At 54.7% G+C, this 17,133-nt stretch carries 19 protein-coding genes; 6 read left to right on the forward strand and 13 right to left on the reverse strand.

Going from position 1 to position 17,133, the window contains the following annotated elements; genetic code table 11:
- Positions 1-8 precede the first annotated feature (8 nt).
- On the forward strand, positions 9-2,267 hold the full coding sequence (gene parC, locus IEW52_RS02895) for a DNA topoisomerase IV subunit A (RefSeq protein ID WP_188628572.1): 2,259 nt from the start codon (positions 9-11) through the stop codon (positions 2,265-2,267).
- 182 nt (positions 2,268-2,449) lie between these two features.
- Here the strand turns inward: parC and mutT are convergent, their stop codons facing one another.
- The 10 genes from mutT to IEW52_RS02945 all read right to left on the reverse strand — a co-directional run bounded on the left by mutT (position 2,450) and on the right by IEW52_RS02945 (position 8,575).
- Positions 2,450-2,908, reverse strand: a complete 459-nt coding sequence (gene mutT, locus IEW52_RS02900) for an 8-oxo-dGTP diphosphatase MutT (RefSeq protein ID WP_188628573.1) — start codon at positions 2,906-2,908, stop codon at positions 2,450-2,452.
- Complete coding sequence (yacG, locus tag IEW52_RS02905; protein ID WP_188628574.1) at positions 2,898-3,089, reverse strand: DNA gyrase inhibitor YacG; 192 nt, start codon at positions 3,087-3,089, stop codon at positions 2,898-2,900. The genes mutT and yacG overlap by 11 nt, the downstream gene beginning before the upstream one ends.
- Positions 3,086-3,820: a cell division protein ZapD gene (zapD, locus tag IEW52_RS02910; protein ID WP_188628575.1), complete on the reverse strand. Its 735-nt coding sequence runs from the start codon at positions 3,818-3,820 to the stop codon at positions 3,086-3,088. Before zapD ends, yacG begins: the two co-directional genes overlap by 4 nt.
- Before the next feature lie 50 nt (positions 3,821-3,870).
- Positions 3,871-5,016, reverse strand: coding sequence for a radical SAM family heme chaperone HemW (hemW, locus tag IEW52_RS02915; protein ID WP_188628657.1), 1,146 nt, complete (start codon positions 5,014-5,016; stop codon positions 3,871-3,873).
- The gene (locus IEW52_RS02920; RefSeq protein ID WP_188628576.1) at positions 5,016-5,627 is read right to left on the reverse strand and encodes an XTP/dITP diphosphatase; all 612 of its coding nucleotides are present in this window, start codon (positions 5,625-5,627) and stop codon (positions 5,016-5,018) included. Before IEW52_RS02920 ends, hemW begins: the two co-directional genes overlap by 1 nt.
- 84 nt (positions 5,628-5,711) lie before the next feature.
- The gene (locus tag IEW52_RS02925) at positions 5,712-6,125 is read right to left on the reverse strand and encodes a DUF4426 domain-containing protein (RefSeq protein WP_188628658.1); all 414 of its coding nucleotides are present in this window, start codon (positions 6,123-6,125) and stop codon (positions 5,712-5,714) included.
- 47 nt (positions 6,126-6,172) lie between these two features.
- On the reverse strand, positions 6,173-6,475 hold the full coding sequence (yggU, locus tag IEW52_RS02930; RefSeq protein WP_373286211.1) for a DUF167 family protein YggU: 303 nt from the start codon (positions 6,473-6,475) through the stop codon (positions 6,173-6,175).
- The gene (locus IEW52_RS02935; RefSeq protein ID WP_188628577.1) at positions 6,472-7,023 is read right to left on the reverse strand and encodes a YggT family protein; all 552 of its coding nucleotides are present in this window, start codon (positions 7,021-7,023) and stop codon (positions 6,472-6,474) included. The genes yggU and IEW52_RS02935 overlap by 4 nt, the downstream gene beginning before the upstream one ends.
- A 9-nt stretch (positions 7,024-7,032) precedes the next feature.
- Positions 7,033-7,854, reverse strand: coding sequence for a pyrroline-5-carboxylate reductase (proC, locus tag IEW52_RS02940; RefSeq protein ID WP_188628660.1), 822 nt, complete (start codon positions 7,852-7,854; stop codon positions 7,033-7,035).
- A gap of 28 nt (positions 7,855-7,882) precedes the next feature.
- Entirely contained in the window at positions 7,883-8,575 is a 693-nt protein-coding gene (locus IEW52_RS02945) for a YggS family pyridoxal phosphate-dependent enzyme (protein ID WP_188628578.1), read from the reverse strand.
- A gap of 34 nt (positions 8,576-8,609) precedes the next feature.
- Between IEW52_RS02945 and IEW52_RS02950 the strand changes: the two genes are divergently transcribed.
- The 3 genes from IEW52_RS02950 (at position 8,610) to yaaA (ending at position 11,640) form a co-directional block, all read left to right on the forward strand.
- Positions 8,610-9,647 carry a type IV pilus twitching motility protein PilT gene (locus tag IEW52_RS02950; RefSeq protein ID WP_188628579.1) on the forward strand — a complete coding sequence of 346 codons (1,038 nt, stop codon included), beginning with the start codon at positions 8,610-8,612 and terminating at the stop codon, positions 9,645-9,647.
- Between the two features lie 12 nt (positions 9,648-9,659).
- Entirely contained in the window at positions 9,660-10,772 is a 1,113-nt protein-coding gene (locus tag IEW52_RS02955) for a PilT/PilU family type 4a pilus ATPase (RefSeq protein ID WP_188628580.1), read from the forward strand.
- A 94-nt stretch (positions 10,773-10,866) separates the two neighbouring features.
- Positions 10,867-11,640 (forward strand): peroxide stress protein YaaA, encoded by a 774-nt coding sequence (gene yaaA, locus IEW52_RS02960; protein ID WP_188628581.1) that lies wholly within the window; start codon positions 10,867-10,869, stop codon positions 11,638-11,640.
- Positions 11,641-12,441: 801 nt separating this feature from the next.
- Here the strand turns inward: yaaA and IEW52_RS02965 are convergent.
- Together IEW52_RS02965 and srmB are read right to left on the reverse strand one after the other, a co-directional pair.
- Positions 12,442-12,603: a hypothetical protein gene (locus IEW52_RS02965; protein ID WP_188628582.1), complete on the reverse strand. Its 162-nt coding sequence runs from the start codon at positions 12,601-12,603 to the stop codon at positions 12,442-12,444.
- Positions 12,604-12,786: 183 nt separating this feature from the next.
- Entirely contained in the window at positions 12,787-14,136 is a 1,350-nt protein-coding gene (gene srmB, locus IEW52_RS02970; protein WP_188628583.1) for an ATP-dependent RNA helicase SrmB, read from the reverse strand.
- Between the two features lie 70 nt (positions 14,137-14,206).
- Here srmB and IEW52_RS02975 point away from each other — a divergent pair, with 70 nt between their 5' ends.
- Together IEW52_RS02975 and brnQ are read left to right on the forward strand one after the other, a co-directional pair.
- Positions 14,207-14,914 carry a tRNA1(Val) (adenine(37)-N6)-methyltransferase gene (locus IEW52_RS02975; RefSeq protein WP_188628584.1) on the forward strand — a complete coding sequence of 236 codons (708 nt, stop codon included), beginning with the start codon at positions 14,207-14,209 and terminating at the stop codon, positions 14,912-14,914.
- A gap of 152 nt (positions 14,915-15,066) precedes the next feature.
- Positions 15,067-16,383 carry a branched-chain amino acid transport system II carrier protein gene (gene brnQ, locus IEW52_RS02980; protein WP_188628585.1) on the forward strand — a complete coding sequence of 439 codons (1,317 nt, stop codon included), beginning with the start codon at positions 15,067-15,069 and terminating at the stop codon, positions 16,381-16,383.
- 228 nt (positions 16,384-16,611) lie between these two features.
- On the opposite strand, the gene fldB is transcribed toward brnQ, so the two are convergent.
- Entirely contained in the window at positions 16,612-17,127 is a 516-nt protein-coding gene (gene fldB, locus IEW52_RS02985) for a flavodoxin FldB (RefSeq protein WP_188628586.1), read from the reverse strand.
- Positions 17,128-17,133 lie beyond the last annotated feature (6 nt).

Below are 17,133 nucleotides of genomic sequence, written 5' to 3' on the forward strand. Positions count from 1 at the left end.
AAGATTAAATGAGTAATAACGATTTTACGATGGAAGGCGTAGAGCGCCTGCCGTTGCATACCTTTACCGAGCAGGCTTACCTTAATTATTCCATGTACGTCATCATGGACAGGGCCCTGCCCCATATCGGTGATGGCCTCAAACCGGTACAGCGACGCATTATTTATGCCATGAGCGAACTGGGGTTGTCGGCCCAGTCCAAGCATAAAAAATCGGCCCGTACCGTGGGTGACGTGCTGGGTAAGTATCACCCTCATGGTGACTCCGCCTGTTATGAAGCCATGGTATTGATGGCCCAGCCATTTTCCTACCGTTATCCGCTGGTGGACGGTCAGGGCAACTGGGGCGCACCGGACGACCCCAAATCCTTCGCGGCCATGCGATACACAGAGGCTCGTCTGTCACGCTATGCCGAGCTGCTGTTGTCCGAGCTGGGGCAGGGTACGGTAGAGTGGATCCCCAACTTCGATGGCACCATGAAAGAGCCACGGATGTTGCCGGCACGCTTGCCGCACATTCTGCTCAATGGCGTCACCGGTATTGCCGTGGGCATGGCGACCGATATACCGCCTCATAATATTCGTGAACTGGCGGCGGCCTGTGTGCATTTACTGGAAAATCCCAAGGCGAACGTGACCGAACTGATGCAGTTTGTGAACGGTCCAGATTATCCGACTTATGCCGAGATCATCACGCCGCGCGCGGATATTCAAAAAATCTACGAAACCGGCCGGGGCAGCATCAAGATGCGCGCTGTGTACGAGGTGGAGCAGGGCGATATTGTGATCACCTCCTTGCCCCATCAAGCCAGCAGCGGCAAGATCCTAGAGCAGATAGCCGCGCAGATGCAGGCCAAAAAGCTGCCCATGGTAGCGGATCTGCGGGACGAAGCAGACCATGAAAACCCCACCCGACTGGTGATCATTCCACGCTCTAACCGCGTCGATGTCGAACAGTTGATGCAGCATTTGTTTGCCAGTACCGATCTGGAAAAAAGCTACCGCGTTAACCTCAACATGCTGGGGCTGGACAACAAGCCACAGGTGAAGAGTCTGGATGTTATTCTGGACGAATGGCTGACTTTTCGTCGGCAAACCGTACGTAACCGGTTGCAGTATCGACTGGATAAAGTGGAAGCGCGGCTGCATATTCTGGCCGGTTTGTTAATCGCGTTTTTGAATATCGATGAAGTGATCGAAATCATTCGCCGCGAAGATGAGCCCAAGCCGGTATTGATGGCGCGGTTCGAACTGACCGAAATCCAGGCGGAAGCCATTCTAGAGCTGAAATTACGCCACCTGGCCAAGCTCGAAGAAATGAAAATTCGCGGTGAACAGGACGAGCTGGCCGCCGAGCGCGACAAGCTGGCCTTGTTGTTGGGTTCGGAACGTCGTTTGAACACCCTGATCAAAAAAGAAATCCAGGCCGATGCCGAGAAGTTCGGTGACGACCGTCGCTCGCCGCTGATTGAGCGAGCAGAAGCCAGGGCACTGAGCGAGAAAGAACTGATCCCCAGCGAGCCGGTCACTGTGGTGTTGTCGGAAAAAGGCTGGATCCGTTCGGCCAAGGGCCACGATGTGGATGGTGTCAGCTTGAATTATCGGGCCGGAGACAGCTTTCTGGATGCCGCCAATGGCCGCAGTAATCAGATGGCGGTGTTTTTATCCAGTATCGGCCGCGCCTACAGTCAGGATGCGCACGGCTTGCCCTCGGCCCGAGGTCAGGGCGAACCGCTGACGGGGCGTTGCAGCTTAAGCCCGGGCGAGCAGCCCAGCTTCGTGCTGATGGGAGAAGACGAACGGCTGTTTCTGCTGGCTTCCGACGCCGGTTACGGCTTCGTCTGTCGTTTCGGTGACATGTTGAGCCGCAATAAAAACGGCAAGGCGCTGCTCACCGTGCCCGCCGGCGGTCAGGTATTAAAACCGGTAACCATAGATCAACTGGACAGCAGCCAGTGCCTGGCGGTGACCAATGAAGGCCGCATGTTGCTGTTTCCGCTCAAGGATTTGCCGTTGTTGGGCAAGGGCAAGGGCAACAAGATTATCGGTATTCCCGGGGCCAAGGTGCAGGCGCGAGAAGACTTCATCAAGCAACTGGTAGTGGTGCCGGAAGGGGCCAGCGTGACCCTGCATGCAGGTAAGCGCAAACTGACTCTCAAGCCCGGTGACCTGGCGCACTACCAGGGCGAGCGCGGCCGCCGTGGTGCCTTGTTGCCCCGCGGTTTGCAGCGGGTAGATAGCCTGGAAATCGAAGCAGTGCAGCCGTAAGCGATAAGCTGGAAGCTAAATAGAAACACCGAACCCGCCAGTTCGGTGTTTTTTTGCCGTCATCCTGACGAAAGTCAGGATCTTGGTGGTTTGGGGCGAGGGCTTAAAAAGATACCGGAGCAAGTCCGGTATGACAGCCGAAAACGAATACCAAGCACGAAGAGCTGTGTTTTTCTTACAGCTTACAGCTTACAGCTTACAGCTTGGTTTAGCTTGTCCACTATCGGGCCGTTGGCGGCAGGAAAGTCGTACTGGTTTAGCTCGCTGACCGACACCCAGCGGCTGGGTTGGCCTTCCAGCCCGCTGGGGGTGCCGCTGAAAGCGGTGACTTTACGAATGGCCAGAGTCACGTGCTTGTCGCCGTAGTCGTGCTCTATCTGCATGAAGGGCTGACAGGCGTGTACCTCTATGCCGATTTCTTCTGCCAGTTCGCGGGCCAGTGCCTGAGCCACGGTTTCGCCGGCCTCGACCTTGCCGCCGGGAAACTCCCATTTGTTTGCCTGATGCTGATCGGCGCCGCGGCGACAGATAAAAATCTCGCCCTGGCTGTTTTCGATCACTCCGACCGCCACCAGTACTTTTCTCTGCGCCGCAGGCGAAGATTTTTTAACCGCTGACGCAGGCGCTTTATCAGTACTCATTTTCGTTATCCTGATCTGGTAGCCAGGCAGGCTCCCCGGGGATGCGCTTTTCTTCGTCTGCCCACTCGCCTAAATCAATCAGCTGGCAGCGTTTGCTGCAAAACGGACGAAACGGGCTTTGCTCGCCCCATTCCACGGTTGCATTACAGGTAGGGCAGGTAACGGTGAGTATTTTGTTCATTTAATATTCGCCAATTCAAATTCAACATTACCGATTTCATGATTATCAACCGGCATAAAACGTATGGTATAGCGGTACTTATTACCGCTGACAACTGGATAAATGGCCTGATCGGCCGGTACGCGCAAACGAATAATGTGGGTATTTGCCGCATCGTCCTGAAAAAAACCGTTGCTTGCTACCTGCGACTGAAACTGGCCTGTTTCCCGCCACAGGGTAAGCTGTAATTCCAGACCTTGCTGCAACAGCTGCAACTGAGACAGCCAGCCATCAATATCTTGCTGCTGAATGGCCTGGGGTTGATGCAGCCAGTAATGCAACTGCGGCACATCAAATGAACACAGGCCACCTGGGATGGCAAAACGGCTGCGAATGGCGGTGAGCAGCTTGTCTTCGCGCAGTTGCTGACCGAAGCGTGGCGAACGGGGCAATTGCTGACTTAACTCGGCCAGTTGCTGCTCAAGCTGGGCCAGAGCCGCGGCATCGATACCCGGCGCCTCGGCCCAGGCGGCCAGTTTTTCTTTTTGTATACTCAGGTCTTTGGCCAGATCGGTGCGAATATCGCAGCGCTCCAGCAGCTCGATAATATCAAGCAGCGCTTTAAAGAGAGCAACGGTCTGGCCGCTGGCAGTGAGGTGGCGGCATTGCTTGATTTGTTGCAGCAAGTCATTGAGACGCAGGTAATTGCGACATTTTTCATTAAGAGGATATTCGTAAACCAGTGATGACATAAGGCTCCGGCCCACAGGTGAAGGCGATAATAACGGCAATGTTACCCGCATCAGTCGGTAATAAACAAATCGAGTAACCGGTTTAAAAAGCGTCGTCCCAGTGGCGTTACCTGCCAGTGGGCCTCGGTCTCGTTCAGCAGCTCCAGCCGCAAGGCCTCTGTCAGCGGGGCTTCCAGCACGCTGGCGCATTGCCCGGTAAGCTGATGGAATTCCTGTTTGGGAATGGGCTCGAACAGGCGTAACCGATTCATGAAGTATTCCAGCGACAGATCCTGCGGTTTGATGGGCCAATACTGATCCAGATAAGGCCGGTTGTCTTCCAGGTAACCTTTGGGGTGCTTAACCTTGACGGTGCGCACCAGTTTGCCTTCTAACGGTAGGGTGATTTTACCGTGGGCGCCACAGCCGATGCCTAGATAATCACCAAAACGCCAATAGTTCAAATTGTGTTGGGCCTCAAAGCCGAGTTTGGCATAGGCCGACACTTCATACTGCCGATAGCCGTTGGCCAGTAACAAGGCATGACCCTGTTCATAAATATCGGCCAGAATGTCGTCTTCGGGCAAGGCGGGTGGGCGTGAGGCAAAAGGGGTATTGGGCTCTATGGTCAGCTGGTACCAGGACAAATGGGGCGGCGCCAGTGCGATGGCCTGCTCCAGATCCGACAACGCATCGCTCAGGCTCTGATCGGGAAGCCCGTGCATCAGGTCGATATTAAAGCTGTTCAGCCCCACCAAAGCCGCCTCTTCTGCGGCAAAGCGCGCCTGCTCGGGATCGTGAATCCGCCCCAGTCGGGTGAGTTTTTCCGGTTGAAAGCTTTGTATGCCAATAGAGATACGGTTGACTCCGGCGGCTTTAAAACCGGCAAATCGGCCGGCTTCTACCGTGCCCGGGTTGGCTTCCAGGGTGATTTCCATGGCGTTGGCAAACGGAATCAGTGCCTGGATGCCATCGAGCAAGCGCTTGATGGCATCCGGGCTCATCAGGCTGGGGGTGCCGCCGCCAATAAAAATGCTGTGCAGCTCGCGCCCCTGGGCGAAGTGTAAATCCTGGCGCAAATCGTCCAGCAGCGCGGTGATATAGGCCTGCTCGGGGATCGCTTCTTTCATGGCGTGAGAGTTAAAGTCGCAATAAGGGCACTTTTGCACGCACCAGGGAATATGCACATAAAGGCTAAGCGGCGGAAGATGCAGCATCATGACGGCTCTTGCAGCAAGGCGTGCAACTGGTCTTGTAACTGACGCAGGGCCTTGCCTCTGTGGCTGAGGCGGTTTTTCTCGGCGCCACTTAGTTCGGCGGCGGTTTTACCGGCCTCGGGTACCCAGAACACGGGATCGTAGCCAAAGCCCTGTTCGCCCAGGGCTGTGGTGGTGATTTCGCCTTGCCATGAGCCACTGCAAATCAGTGGTGTGGGGTCATTGGCATGGCGCATAAACACCAATACACACCAAAAAGTGGCCTGGCGTTGTTGTGCCGGCGTACCTTGCAGTTGCGTGAGCAATAATTCGAGGTTTTGCTGGTCGGTCGCGTTCTCGCCGGCAAAGCGTGCCGAATACACGCCTGGGCGGCCGTCCAGCGCCGCAACCGCCAGACCGGAGTCGTCGGCAATGGCAGGCAAGCCGGTAATGGCGGCCGCATGACGCGCCTTGATAATGGCATTTTCCACGAAGGTGGTGCCGGTTTCGTCGGCGTCAGTCACTCCCAGTTCACTTTGGGGAGTGACAGTCATGTTCAGCTCACCGAGTAGGCTTTGTAATTCGGCAACTTTTTTGGCGTTACCCGAGGCCAGTACTATCTGCTTGCTCACCTGATACTCCCGTTAGACTGAGGCGTTTGAGCGCGCATAATAACACTGCTGCCTCAAGAAGTGAGTGGTCAGATGCCAGCAGGTTCAATCGGTATAAAAAGTATGGCGAAATGTCAGCTCGCCACCCCGCCCGGGACCTTGAATATCGATGGTGAACAGCACATTGTCTTCATTGCGATAGGGATATTCGGCAATGTAGTAGATGGCGTCGCCTTCGCGTATGGTCTGAAATTCCAGTTTGCGTATGGTGCCGATCAGCGTCTTGCCCTGGCCCGTCAGGTTAACCTGCTGAGGTGCCCCGTTTTTATCGAGCACCGCAATATTCAAAATACCGTTATAGCGGCTGCGCTCGATGCGGTTGGCACGCGCCACCTCCGGGGTTAAAAAGGTGGAGGGCAGAGCGGAGTAATGCACGGTCCAGTCGCCAACCCTGGTTTCGTCGGCCTGAGCTTGCACCGAGAGCAGGAGCCCCAAGCCAAGCCATAAGGCAGTAAGCATGTTCTTGAACATCACTCTTCCTTTTTATGTCGCGTATTGAATTAAGTTTAGGTCGACTTGGCCAAGAGTTCCGCTAATTCTGCGGGTATCTCTTTTGGCGATGTGATCATGATTTTCTTGTGTCGGCTGCAGTCACCGGTCACTAACTGTACCTGAGACTTGGCCACCCGACACTGCTTGGCCAGCCATTTCAGCAGATGGGCATTGGCCTTGCCGTCCACCGGCGGTGCGGTAATGGCGACTTTTAGCTCGTCGCCATGCAAGCCAAGAAATCGATCCTGGCTGGCCTTGGGTTGCAGATACAGTCGCAGGTAAAGTGTGTCTCCCTTGCGTTGAACCGGCAGGTTTATATTCCCCACCAGAGAACGAAGATATCGCCCATCAGCGCGTTGAGAATCTGCAGTACGATAAAAAACACCAGCATGGAAAGGTCGAGTCCACCTAACGGCGGAATAACTCGGCGTATGGGGGCCAGCAAGGGTTCGGTTAACTGCACCATTAAATACTCAACGGGGCTGTTGCCCTGACTGACCCAGCTCAGCAGAGCGCGAATAATCAAAATCCAGAACAGCATGATGCCGGCTTTTTTAACGATGGTGAGTACGACCAGCAGCAGCCAGTCGGACCACATATCGGTCTCGAGTATATTAAGGCCGTAAAGCAGGGTCAGCTTGACCACCACCACCAATGCCGCCAGCAGCAGGGCCGCCATGTCGATGCCAAAATAACCGGGAATAAAGCGGCGCATGGGTTTCAATATCGGATTGGTCGCCTTGACCACAAACTGGCTGAAGGGATTATAGAAGTCGGCTCTGGCCAGCTGTAACCAGATGCGCATCAACACCACCATCAGGTACAGGTTGCACACGGTATTAATCAGGTAGTAAGCGGTATTCATTTATTTTCCTTAGAGCTGGGTTTCTAATTCGCGTGCCCGGGTAACGGCGGCAGACATGGCTTGTGCAACCAGCTGTTCCAGCCCGTGCTCTTGAAAGTGACGTATGGCTTCGGCTGTAGTGCCCCCCTTGGAGGTCACCTGCGCTCTCAGTTCGCTCAGGCTGCGATCGGGGTTGGCGGCAACCATATTGGCGGCGCCCAGCGCAGTTTGCTCTACCAGTAACCGGGCTTCCTGTTCACTAAAGCCCGATTGGCAAGCCTGGGCTGCCATGGCTTCCATAAACAAAAAGAAATAGGCGGGCGCACTGCCGGCGGCGGCGATGATCTGGTTGATGCCGTCTTCTTCGGCCACCCACAGGGTCTTGCCCACGGCCTGCATCATTTGCTCGGCATAATCGCGGTCGGCCTGCGCCAGGTGCGAACGCGCATACAGGCCGGTCATGCCCAGCCCAAGCAGGGAAGGCGTATTGGGCATGGTGCGAATAATACGCTGCAGGCCGGTGAGTTGCTCAAGGCGCGACACATTGATACCGGCGGCAATCGAGATCAGCAACTTGCCATCCAGACTGGCGTTTTGTTTTTGAAGCGTCGTCAGCATCTCGGCCATCATCTGGGGTTTGACCGCCAGCACCACCGCCTCGGCCCAGGCGGTGGCCTGCGCATTATCCTGGCTGGTGTGAATGCCAAAGTCGGCAGCCAGTTGTTCCAGTTTTCCCGGTGAGGGATTGGTCGCCATGATGGCATCGGCTGGATAACCCGACTGGATCAGCCCGGAAATCAGGCTGCGTGACATATTGCCTGCCCCAATAAAGGCCAGCTTTCTTTTTTCTATTACAGACTTCGGGTCCATTACAGATTACTCACACGTTGCGAGAGCCAAATATAGCCGTGCCAACCCTAACCAGGGTGCTGCCACAGGCCACTGCGAGTTCTAGGTCGTTACTCATACCCATGGATAAGGTATCCATGTCGGGATATTTTTCTGCCATTCTATCAAACAGTTGCTGTAACTCTAGTAATTGTGTCGTTAGTTTGTCGCTATTGTCGGTTGCCTCGGGAATCGCCATTAGGCCACGCAGGCACAAGCCTGGCAGCGCGGCTATGGCAGCGGCCAGTGCGTCGGCCTCACTGGGCAAGACTCCGGATTTATTCGCTTCCTGACTGATGTTGACCTGCAAACAGATATTCAGCGGGCGCATATTACCGGGGCGCTGGGCACTGAGGCGCTCGGCAATCTTTAGCCGATCGACACTTTGCACCCAATCGAAGGCTTCTGCCACCTGGCGGGTTTTATTGGATTGCAACGGGCCGATCAGATGCCAGCAAATACCGGGGCATTGCGCCTTTAAAGTCTGTATTTTATCGATGGCTTCCTGCACATAGTTTTCCCCGAACTGGCGCTGGCCTGCCTGATAGGCCGTTAATACGTCGGCCGCCGGTTTGGTCTTGCTGACGGCCAGTAGTTGTACTTCATTGGGGTGGCGATCACAGTCAGTGGCGGCGGCGGCAATTCTGTCGTGCACCAGGTGCAGCTGTTGTAGGATAGTATTCATATGAGTAATAAACCAAGAGCGACGGGGAAAGATAATGGATATTACGGAATTATTGGCCTTTAGTGTAAAACATAATGCCTCGGATCTGCATCTGTCTGCCGGGGTGCCCCCCCAGATCCGCGTTGATGGCGAAGTGCGCAAAATCAACTTGCCGGTATTGGAGCACCGAGAGGTGCATCGCCTGGTGTACGACATCATGAACGATCACCAGCGCAAAGAGTTTGAAGACAACCTGGAAATCGATTTTTCTTTTGAATTACCCGGGCTGGCGCGCTTTCGGGTCAATGCCTATCATCAGGCACGTGGCGCGGCGGCGGTGTTTCGGGTTATCCCCAGCGAAGTGTTGAGTCTGGAACAACTCGGTGGGCCCGATATTTTTCGGCGCATTGCCGAGTACCCACGGGGGTTGGTACTGGTGACGGGCCCCACAGGTTCGGGCAAGTCCACCACACTGGCGGCCATGATCGACCACATCAACGAGCACGAAAACAAGCACATTCTGACCATAGAAGATCCAATCGAGTTTGTGCACGGTAATAAAAAATGCCTGATCAACCAGCGTGAAGTGCACAGAGACACCCATTCTTTCAGTAATGCGTTACGGTCGGCCCTGCGCGAAGATCCCGATATTATCCTGGTGGGTGAGTTGCGCGATCTGGAGACGATCCGTCTGGCGCTGACCGCCGCCGAAACCGGGCATCTGGTGTTTGCCACCTTGCATACCTCGTCGGCTGCCAAAACCATAGACCGTATTGTCGATGTCTTTCCCGGTGCCGAAAAAGCCATGGTAAGATCCATGCTGTCTGAATCATTGCGCGCGGTGATTTCGCAAACCCTGTTGAAGAAACCCAGTGGCGGGCGTATTGCCGCTCACGAGATCATGCTGGGCACGCCGGCCATTCGCAACCTGATCCGCGAAGACAAGGTGGCGCAGATGTATTCGGTGATCCAGACCGGCATGGCCCACGGTATGCAAACCATGGATCAGTGCCTGAAGCTGCTGGTGAGCGGCGGCCTGGTGACGTCGGTAGAAGCGCGTTTGAAGGCGACGGATCCGCAGAGCATTCAATAATTGGAGACAATAATGCAGTTAACGCCTTTATTGCAGGTCATGGTGGATAAGCAGGCGTCGGATCTTTATGTGTCCGTCGGCGTGCCGCCCATGGTAAAAAGCCATGGCAAACTGGTACCCGTTGGCGACACCCGGCTGACGGCAGAAGACACCCTGGCCTTGGTGGAGTCGTGCCTGACCGGTGACTGGCATGCACAGTTTCATCTGCATAAAGAAGCCAACTTTGCCATCAGTGACGAGCAATACGGGCGTTTTCGTGTCAGTGCCTTTTGGCAGCAGGAGAAGGCCGGTATGGTGGTCCGCCGTATCGAAAGCAAGATCCCGACCTTTGAAGAGCTGTATCTACCCGACAGTCTGCGTGAAATCGCCATGGCAAAACGCGGGCTGGTGTTGTTTGTGGGCGGCACCGGCACCGGTAAGTCGACCACTCAGGCAGCCATGATTGGTCATCGCAACCGTCATGCCGACGATCATATTCTGACCATAGAAGATCCGGTGGAGTTTGTGCATCAGCACGAGCGCTCCATTATTACCCAGCGTGAAGTCGGTATCGATACCGAATCGTTCGAAGCGGCGCTGAAAAGCTCGCTGCGCCAGGCCCCCAACGTGATTCTGATTGGCGAGATACGCAGCGAAGAAACCATGGGCTATGCCCTGGCGTTTGCCGAAACCGGACACCTGTGCATGGCTACCTTGCACGCCAATAACGCCAACCAGGCGCTGGATCGCATTATGCACCTTGTGCCGGAAGGCAAGCATCGGCAGTTACAGTTTGATCTGTCGTTCAACCTCAAGGCGATCGTGGCCCAGCAGCTTATTCCTACCCGCGATGGCGGCAAACGTCGTGCCGCCTTTGAAGTATTGCTGAACACGCCGTTAATGGCCGACCTGATCCGCAAGGGTGACATGCATCGTCTGAAAGAGCTGATGGGCAAATCTCGCGAGCAAGGCATGCAAACCTTTGATCAGGCCTTGTTCGATCTTTATACGCAACAGCACATTGGCTACAGCGAGGCCCTGGCCTATGCCGACTCACCCAACGACTTGCGACTGATGATCAAGCTGCAAGGGGGAAACCATGGGCTGGATGCCGGCCTGTTCGACAACGTAACCATAGAATCTTGAGTGGGCCGCCATGGCCCACGATTGAATATTGTCTTGCGCCATGACGCTGCCGTTGTGATGGTGCTTTTTTATGATAGCAATGTAGAGGTAACGCATGCTGATAGTGGTTTCACCCGCCAAGACACTGGACTTTGATACGCCGCCGGTTATTACCGATTTCACTCAGCCCGAGTTGCTGGCCGAATCGGCGCGGTTGATCGAGCGTGCCCGAGAGTTGAGCCCGGCCGAGATTGGCAAGCTGATGAAGATCAGCGACAAGCTGGCGGGGCTGAATGCCGCGCGCTTTGCCGACTGGCAGCCCGACTTCACTCCGAACAATGCCAAGCAGGCGCTATTGGCCTTTAAAGGCGATGTGTATACCGGGCTGGATGCCGAAAGCCTGAGCGAGGCGGATTTTGCCTTTGCACAAGCACATTTTCGCATGTTGTCGGGTTTGTATGGCCTGTTGCGGCCGCTGGACCTGATGCAGCCTTACCGGCTAGAGATGGGCACCAAACTGGATAACGAGCGCGGCAAAGACCTGTATGCCTTCTGGGGTAACATTATTACCGACAAGCTCAACCAGGCGCTGGAAGAGCAGGGCGATAATGTATTGATCAACCTGGCATCCAACGAGTACTTCAAGGCGGTTCGGCCCAAGCACCTGGCCGGGCAGATTATTACGCCCGTGTTCAAAGACTGCAAAAACGGCCAGTACAAGATCATCAGCTTTTACGCCAAAAAGGCGCGGGGCATGATGGCGCGCTATATTATCGAGCATCAGCTGACCGAGGTGAGCCAGCTAACCGCCTTCGATACCGCGGGCTACTATTTTGTAGAAGCCGAGTCCAGCGCCACCGAACTGGTGTTCAAGCGGGAAGAGCTGTAACGCGAAGGGCAGCGCTACGCTTGAAGTCGTACGCTGTTCGTTAAAGATGCGCTGTGTTTGCCTTTAACTTACGGCTTACAGCCTGTCTCTTAGTCACAACTATTTGTTGAAGTTAATGTGGCTTTTCAGGCAGAGGGCACACCTCCTCCGACTCGCCGTAAATACGGTCCCTGTAGGCTCAGCCGCGCCATCCCTGGCGCGGATGGTCGGCTGAGCAGACCCCCTCTGCCTTCCTGTCGACAGCGGCATGGCCTGTGAGTGCTATCAACAGACGGCACCGCATAGCTGAAAGAGGCAGTAGGAATTGTCGTAGCCAACCGTCAAATGCCAGGGACGGCATTTGCCGAGCGTCGCAGGGATGCGGTTTAGCGCGTTGGCGGAGGCAATCCTACTGCCTCTTTGCACTTACTCAACAGCTTACAGACTTGTGACTAAGAGACAGGCTTACAGCGTATGGTTTTTAAACACTTCAGTAAAATAAAATTAAAAAAGATGAACCTTTCAGGCCGGTCAGGTTCATAACTAGTGTGCTTATTGAATTTGAATACTCTCTCTTCTTCATTTTCATTTTTGACCGGTCCTGATGGGCCGGTTTTTTTATGGTTGGTCTCGAGCGACCTCGAAGAACACAGAGATGTTGCCAGCAGCAGGGAGCTTGGCAAAATAAATAACAAACAGCCGGAACCTTTCGGCTCGATCAGGCTCATAACTAGTGTGCTTACTGAATTTGAATACTCTCTCTTCTTCATTTTCATTTTTGACCGGTCCTGATGGGCCGGTTTTTTTATGGGCGCGAACAGGTTAGTGATCCCACAGACTTTTGGCCCGGTCGGCCTTGCGCCGACCCACTACCGTCATGCGACGCTCCCGATCTTCCGGGGGCCAGCGCAGCAAGTCGCGTCGATCCAGAATGTACCGTCTTTGCTGTTTGCGCCGCTCGGGGCCCGAATAATGTTTCAACATAACGCCGCCTTGGTGGAGGTAAACGAGGCTGGTATCAGGTAAGCATAGCCGACAGTCGAGCCTTATCGGGCCATGGATACGCCTGCAGACCAGACACCGAGCGCCATAAAGAAAAAGGGATGAAAAGTGATTGCCCACTTTTCATCCCTTGCGATTCAGCGCTGACCCCTCTGGGGGCTGGGCTTATTGGTTATTATCTTTGGCGGCGGGTTTACGGCCCGACTTGTTCGCCTTGTCTGCAGCGGATTTTTCCGTTGCCCACTTTGGCTTGCCCTTGGCCTTGGTGTCTCTTAAACGCACCTTTTCTTTTTTGACTGGCGCCACTTTTTTCTTGCTGCTGCGCTCGCCGTCTTTTTTCTTGCGTGAGGCGACCTTGGCTTCTTTATGTTGAGGCCTTAACCCTTCGATAAAGCGGCGCTTCAGTGGCTCTTCGATATACTTCTCTACTTTCACCAGCAGCGGCATATCGTGGGCTTCAATCAGGCTGATGGCGGTGCCTTTCTGTCCGGCACGGCCGGTACGGCCAATGCGGTGCACATACACATCTGCGGTGCGCGGCATGTCATAGTTAATAACATGGCTGACCTGTGGCAAGTCGATGCCACGAGAAGCGACATCGGTCGCCACCAGAATATTGACCCGGCCAATACGAAAACGGCTCAGGGCTTCGTTGCGTTTTTCCTGCTCCATTTCACCGCGCAGCCAGGCATTGTGCAGGCCTTCTTGCTGCAGGCGGCTGGCCAGCTCCATCAAGCGTTCACGGGTTTTCACGAAGATGATGCTGCGGGTAACATCTGGCTGGCGCAATAAATTGAGCAACAGAGCAAATTTATGCTCCGGGTTGTCAGCCATATGCACCCACTGGTTGATTTTTTTGCGTTCGCTGCGTGGTGGCTCGGCGCTGACTTCCACCGGGTCTTTCAGCAGATCGGCGGCAAACTTCATCAGGCCGTGACCTTCCAGGGTGGCCGAAAACAGCATGGTCTGGCGGCGCCAGCGGGCTTCGGCGGCAATGCGGTCCACTTCTTTGATAAAGCCCATGTCCAGCATGCGGTCGGCTTCATCCAGCACCAGCATTTCGATATCACGGCAGTCGAACGACTCTTCTTCAATGTATTGCAGCAGTCGCCCTGGCGTCGCTACCACTATATCCGTGGTTTTGGTGAGGGCCGGTAGATGCTGGCTTTCGTGCACACCGCCGGTGATCACCTCTACCCGTAATGGCGTATGCCTGGCGATTTTTTTTGCATCTTCGCCAATTTGTATCGCCAGCTCGCGGGTGGGCGTTAAAATCAAAATCCGGGCCGGGCCCGCATTTCGGCGTGGAAAGTCCAGCAGGTGCTGGCAAATGGGCAATAAAAATGCTGCCGTTTTGCCGGTGCCAGTCGGGGCAGAAGCCATTATGTCCCGTCCGCTCATGGCTTCGGGGATAACCTGGCTCTGAATGGTGGTCGGTTTTGCATAGCCCATATCGGTCAATGCGCGGACCAGAATGGGATCCAGTTCCAGTTGCTCGAAGGTCATACTGCTCATGATCGGTCTCGTTCGCCTAAAAGGCGGGTATTATAGGGGAATTCGGATAAAAAAACCTGTCAGGATCAGCATGAGTAGTCGCGGATTTACGTTTAAGCAGTTTCATATCAATCATGACCGCTGTGCCATGAAGGTGGGCACCGACGGAATACTCCTTGGCGCCTGGGCCAGTCTGGGCTCGGCACGGCGTATTCTGGACATAGGCACCGGCTCCGGATTGGTAGCCCTGATGCTGGCGCAGCGCAGCGAGCCAGAGGTAAAAATTACGGGCCTGGAGCTGGATGAAGCTGCCGCCTTGCAGGCGGCCGACAATGTGCGGGCGTCGCCCTGGCCAAAAAAAATCGACATAGTGCAGGGGGCGCTGCAAGAGTACCTTGCTGACCCTTTCGATCTTATCGTGAGCAATCCGCCTTATTTTGCTCACGGGCAAGAGTTTGCCGATACGGCTCGTGGCCAGGCACGCCATACCGGGAGTCTGTCGCTGGCCGAGCTGTTCCGCCACAGCCGGCGATTACTGTCTCCAACGGGGAGTCTGATGCTGGTGTTACCGAGCCAAGCCATGGATGAAGCGTTAGTGCAAGCTGCTGCATATGACTTTTTTGTAGCAGAAAAGGTGGCAGTTATAACCAAAGAAGGAAAAGTGGCTGGTCGTTTTTTATGTCGACTGAATAGCACAAAATGCTGCAGTGTAAGTGGTGAGCTTGTCATTAATACTAACTATAATGCCTATGGTGATGCATATGTGTCGTTGGTTTCTCCTTTCTATTTAAAGATGTAAATTTTGCCTTGAATCTCTTTTTCACATCATTATGCTACTAGCTTGCTCGGCGGCCGTCAGAAATCAGCATTTTACTGCATTTATCTGGTGGCAAGTCGCCCCGTAATTATCGTTTGTTTTCAAACGAAGCTAGCATTATGCCGGCAGCCGCAATGAGGTTTGCAGTGAACAAGTCGTTATCCCCGTTTGATGTACTGGGCCTGGGTTTTATGACCTTTGCCTTTTTTCTGGGTGCCGGAAATATCATATTTCCTCCCTTGGCAGGCTTTCTGGCCGGTGAAAACATCACCAGCGCCATGAGTGGCTTTTTGTTGACCGCCGTGGGGCTACCTCTGGTCACCCTGATTGCGGCCGCCCTTGCCGGTGGCGGTTTGCCGACCATGGGCCGTTATTTGCCCACCGGTGTGGTGACGGTGATGGCCACCGCGATTTTTATTATTATCGGCCCCGCCTTTGCCGCCCCCCGCACCGGCCTGGTGGCCTATGAAATGGGCCTGAAGCCCTTTTTGCAGGATCCTTCCCAGTTCACCCTGACGCTGTTTACCATCGGCTTTTTTGGCCTGGTGTTATTGTTGTCGTTGAATCAGGGGCAGTTGCTGGATGCTATTGGCAAGGTGCTGACGCCGATTCTGCTGCTGTTGCTGATTGGCCTGGCGATTGCGGTATTTATCAGCCCTCAGGGAACTCAGCCAGAGGTCAACGAAGCCTATATGGCGCAGCCTTTCGTCAAGGGCTTCATCGAAGGCTATAACACCATGGATACCTTTGCCGCCCTGATGTTCGGCATGCTGATCCTGGATGTATTGCGCCAAAAGGGGGTGACCGACAAGCGTGCCCAGTCTCGTTATTTGATGATAGCGGCGCTGATAGCGGCGGCTGGCCTGGGCTTTGTGTATGTCTCGCTGTTTATTCTGGGCGGTACCAGCCTGGGCGTGGTGGAGTCGGCAAATAATGGCGGCGAGATCATCAGCGCGTATGTGTTGTCGTTGTTTGGCGCCCCTGGTTTGTGGATTCTGGCTGCCATCGTATCGCTGGCCTGTATCACCACTGCTGTGGGACTGGTTTCGGCCTGTGCCGATTATTTTCATCGTTTAACCGGCAAGGGTAGCTACCGTGTTTGGGTAGTGATTAATGCGCTGGCCTGCATGCTGGTAGCCAATGTGGGGCTGAACACCTTGATTACGGTGTCCATTCCGGTGCTGGTGGCCTTTTATCCGGTGGCCGTCGCCCTGGTGCTGGCCACCTATTTGCGGCCCTTGATGCGAGCCCCGGTATTTGCCTTTCGCTTGACGCTGGCGGTGGCGCTGGTGTTTGGTTTAATCGACGGCATGCAGGCAGCCGGCCTGAACATGAGCGCCTTCCACTTGCTGCCCATGTTCGATATCGGCATGGCCTGGGTACTGCCCACCTGTGTCGCCGTCGCGATTGGCCTCGGCATGCCAGCCCCTCGCCAGCAAGTTACGGCATAAGGTATTGAACATTCAAACGTAAAAAGGGGCGCTAGGCGCCCCTTTTTAATGGTTAGCTACTACCAGACAGACTGTTTTTTAGTCACAAGTTACTTAGCCAGTAAATAATGCACAGAGTCGGATGAGGCTATCCCAGCGGCCTCTTTTCTCTCATTCAACAGCTTACTGATTTGTGACTAAATGACAGCCAGTCCCTAGCCTGCTCTCATCACTCTTTACGGCCGCCAATTACAGCGCGGAAATTTCTTCCAGCAGCTGTGCGACCCAGCTTTCGATGCGGGGATCTGTGTCGTCGTACTGGTTGGCTTCATCCAGAGACAGGCCCACAAAGTAGTCACCGTCGGCGGTGAGTGCCTTGGACGCCTCAAATTCATAACCTTTGTTGGGCCAGTAGCCGACCAGGGTAGCCCCCCGGGCCGCGACCTTGTCGTGCAGCAACCCCAGCGCATCCTGGAACCATTCGCCATAGCCCAGCTGATCACCCATGCCAAACAGCGCCACTACGTGGCCTTCCAGATTGAGGCTGTCTATGTCGTCCCAGTGGGACTCCCAGTCTTCCTGCAGTTCGCCAAAATCCCAGGTGGAAATGCCGAAAATCAGAATCGGGTAGTCTTGGGCGCGCGAGAGCGGCACATCCTTGATATTATGCAAATCGACCAGGTCGGCTCCGAGCTGGTTACCAATTTTTTCGGCGGCTATCTCGGTATAGCAGGTGGTTGAGCCGTAAAATAAACCGATATTCATGGGATT

This window comes from Oceanisphaera marina, from assembly GCF_014643915.1.
GTDB classification, from domain to species: domain Bacteria; phylum Pseudomonadota; class Gammaproteobacteria; order Enterobacterales; family Aeromonadaceae; genus Oceanimonas; species Oceanimonas marina.

Coding starts and splice junctions, on each gene's coding strand:
- parC (WP_188628572.1), top strand. CDS start 9: ATGAGTAATAACGATTTTACGATGGAAGGCGTAGAGCGCCTGCCGTTG.
- mutT (WP_188628573.1), bottom strand. CDS start 2,908: ATGAGTACTGATAAAGCGCCTGCGTCAGCGGTTAAAAAATCTTCGCCT.
- yacG (WP_188628574.1), bottom strand. CDS start 3,089: ATGAACAAAATACTCACCGTTACCTGCCCTACCTGTAATGCAACCGTG.
- zapD (WP_188628575.1), bottom strand. CDS start 3,820: ATGTCATCACTGGTTTACGAATATCCTCTTAATGAAAAATGTCGCAAT.
- hemW (WP_188628657.1), bottom strand. CDS start 5,016: ATGCTGCATCTTCCGCCGCTTAGCCTTTATGTGCATATTCCCTGGTGC.
- IEW52_RS02925 (WP_188628658.1), bottom strand. CDS start 6,125: ATGCTTACTGCCTTATGGCTTGGCTTGGGGCTCCTGCTCTCGGTGCAA.
- IEW52_RS02935 (WP_188628577.1), bottom strand. CDS start 7,023: ATGAATACCGCTTACTACCTGATTAATACCGTGTGCAACCTGTACCTG.
- IEW52_RS02945 (WP_188628578.1), bottom strand. CDS start 8,575: ATGAATACTATCCTACAACAGCTGCACCTGGTGCACGACAGAATTGCC.
- IEW52_RS02950 (WP_188628579.1), top strand. CDS start 8,610: ATGGATATTACGGAATTATTGGCCTTTAGTGTAAAACATAATGCCTCG.
- IEW52_RS02955 (WP_188628580.1), top strand. CDS start 9,660: ATGCAGTTAACGCCTTTATTGCAGGTCATGGTGGATAAGCAGGCGTCG.
- yaaA (WP_188628581.1), top strand. CDS start 10,867: ATGCTGATAGTGGTTTCACCCGCCAAGACACTGGACTTTGATACGCCG.
- IEW52_RS02965 (WP_188628582.1), bottom strand. CDS start 12,603: ATGTTGAAACATTATTCGGGCCCCGAGCGGCGCAAACAGCAAAGACGG.
- srmB (WP_188628583.1), bottom strand. CDS start 14,136: ATGAGCAGTATGACCTTCGAGCAACTGGAACTGGATCCCATTCTGGTC.
- IEW52_RS02975 (WP_188628584.1), top strand. CDS start 14,207: ATGAGTAGTCGCGGATTTACGTTTAAGCAGTTTCATATCAATCATGAC.
- brnQ (WP_188628585.1), top strand. CDS start 15,067: ATGAGGTTTGCAGTGAACAAGTCGTTATCCCCGTTTGATGTACTGGGC.
- fldB (WP_188628586.1), bottom strand. CDS start 17,127: ATGAATATCGGTTTATTTTACGGCTCAACCACCTGCTATACCGAGATA.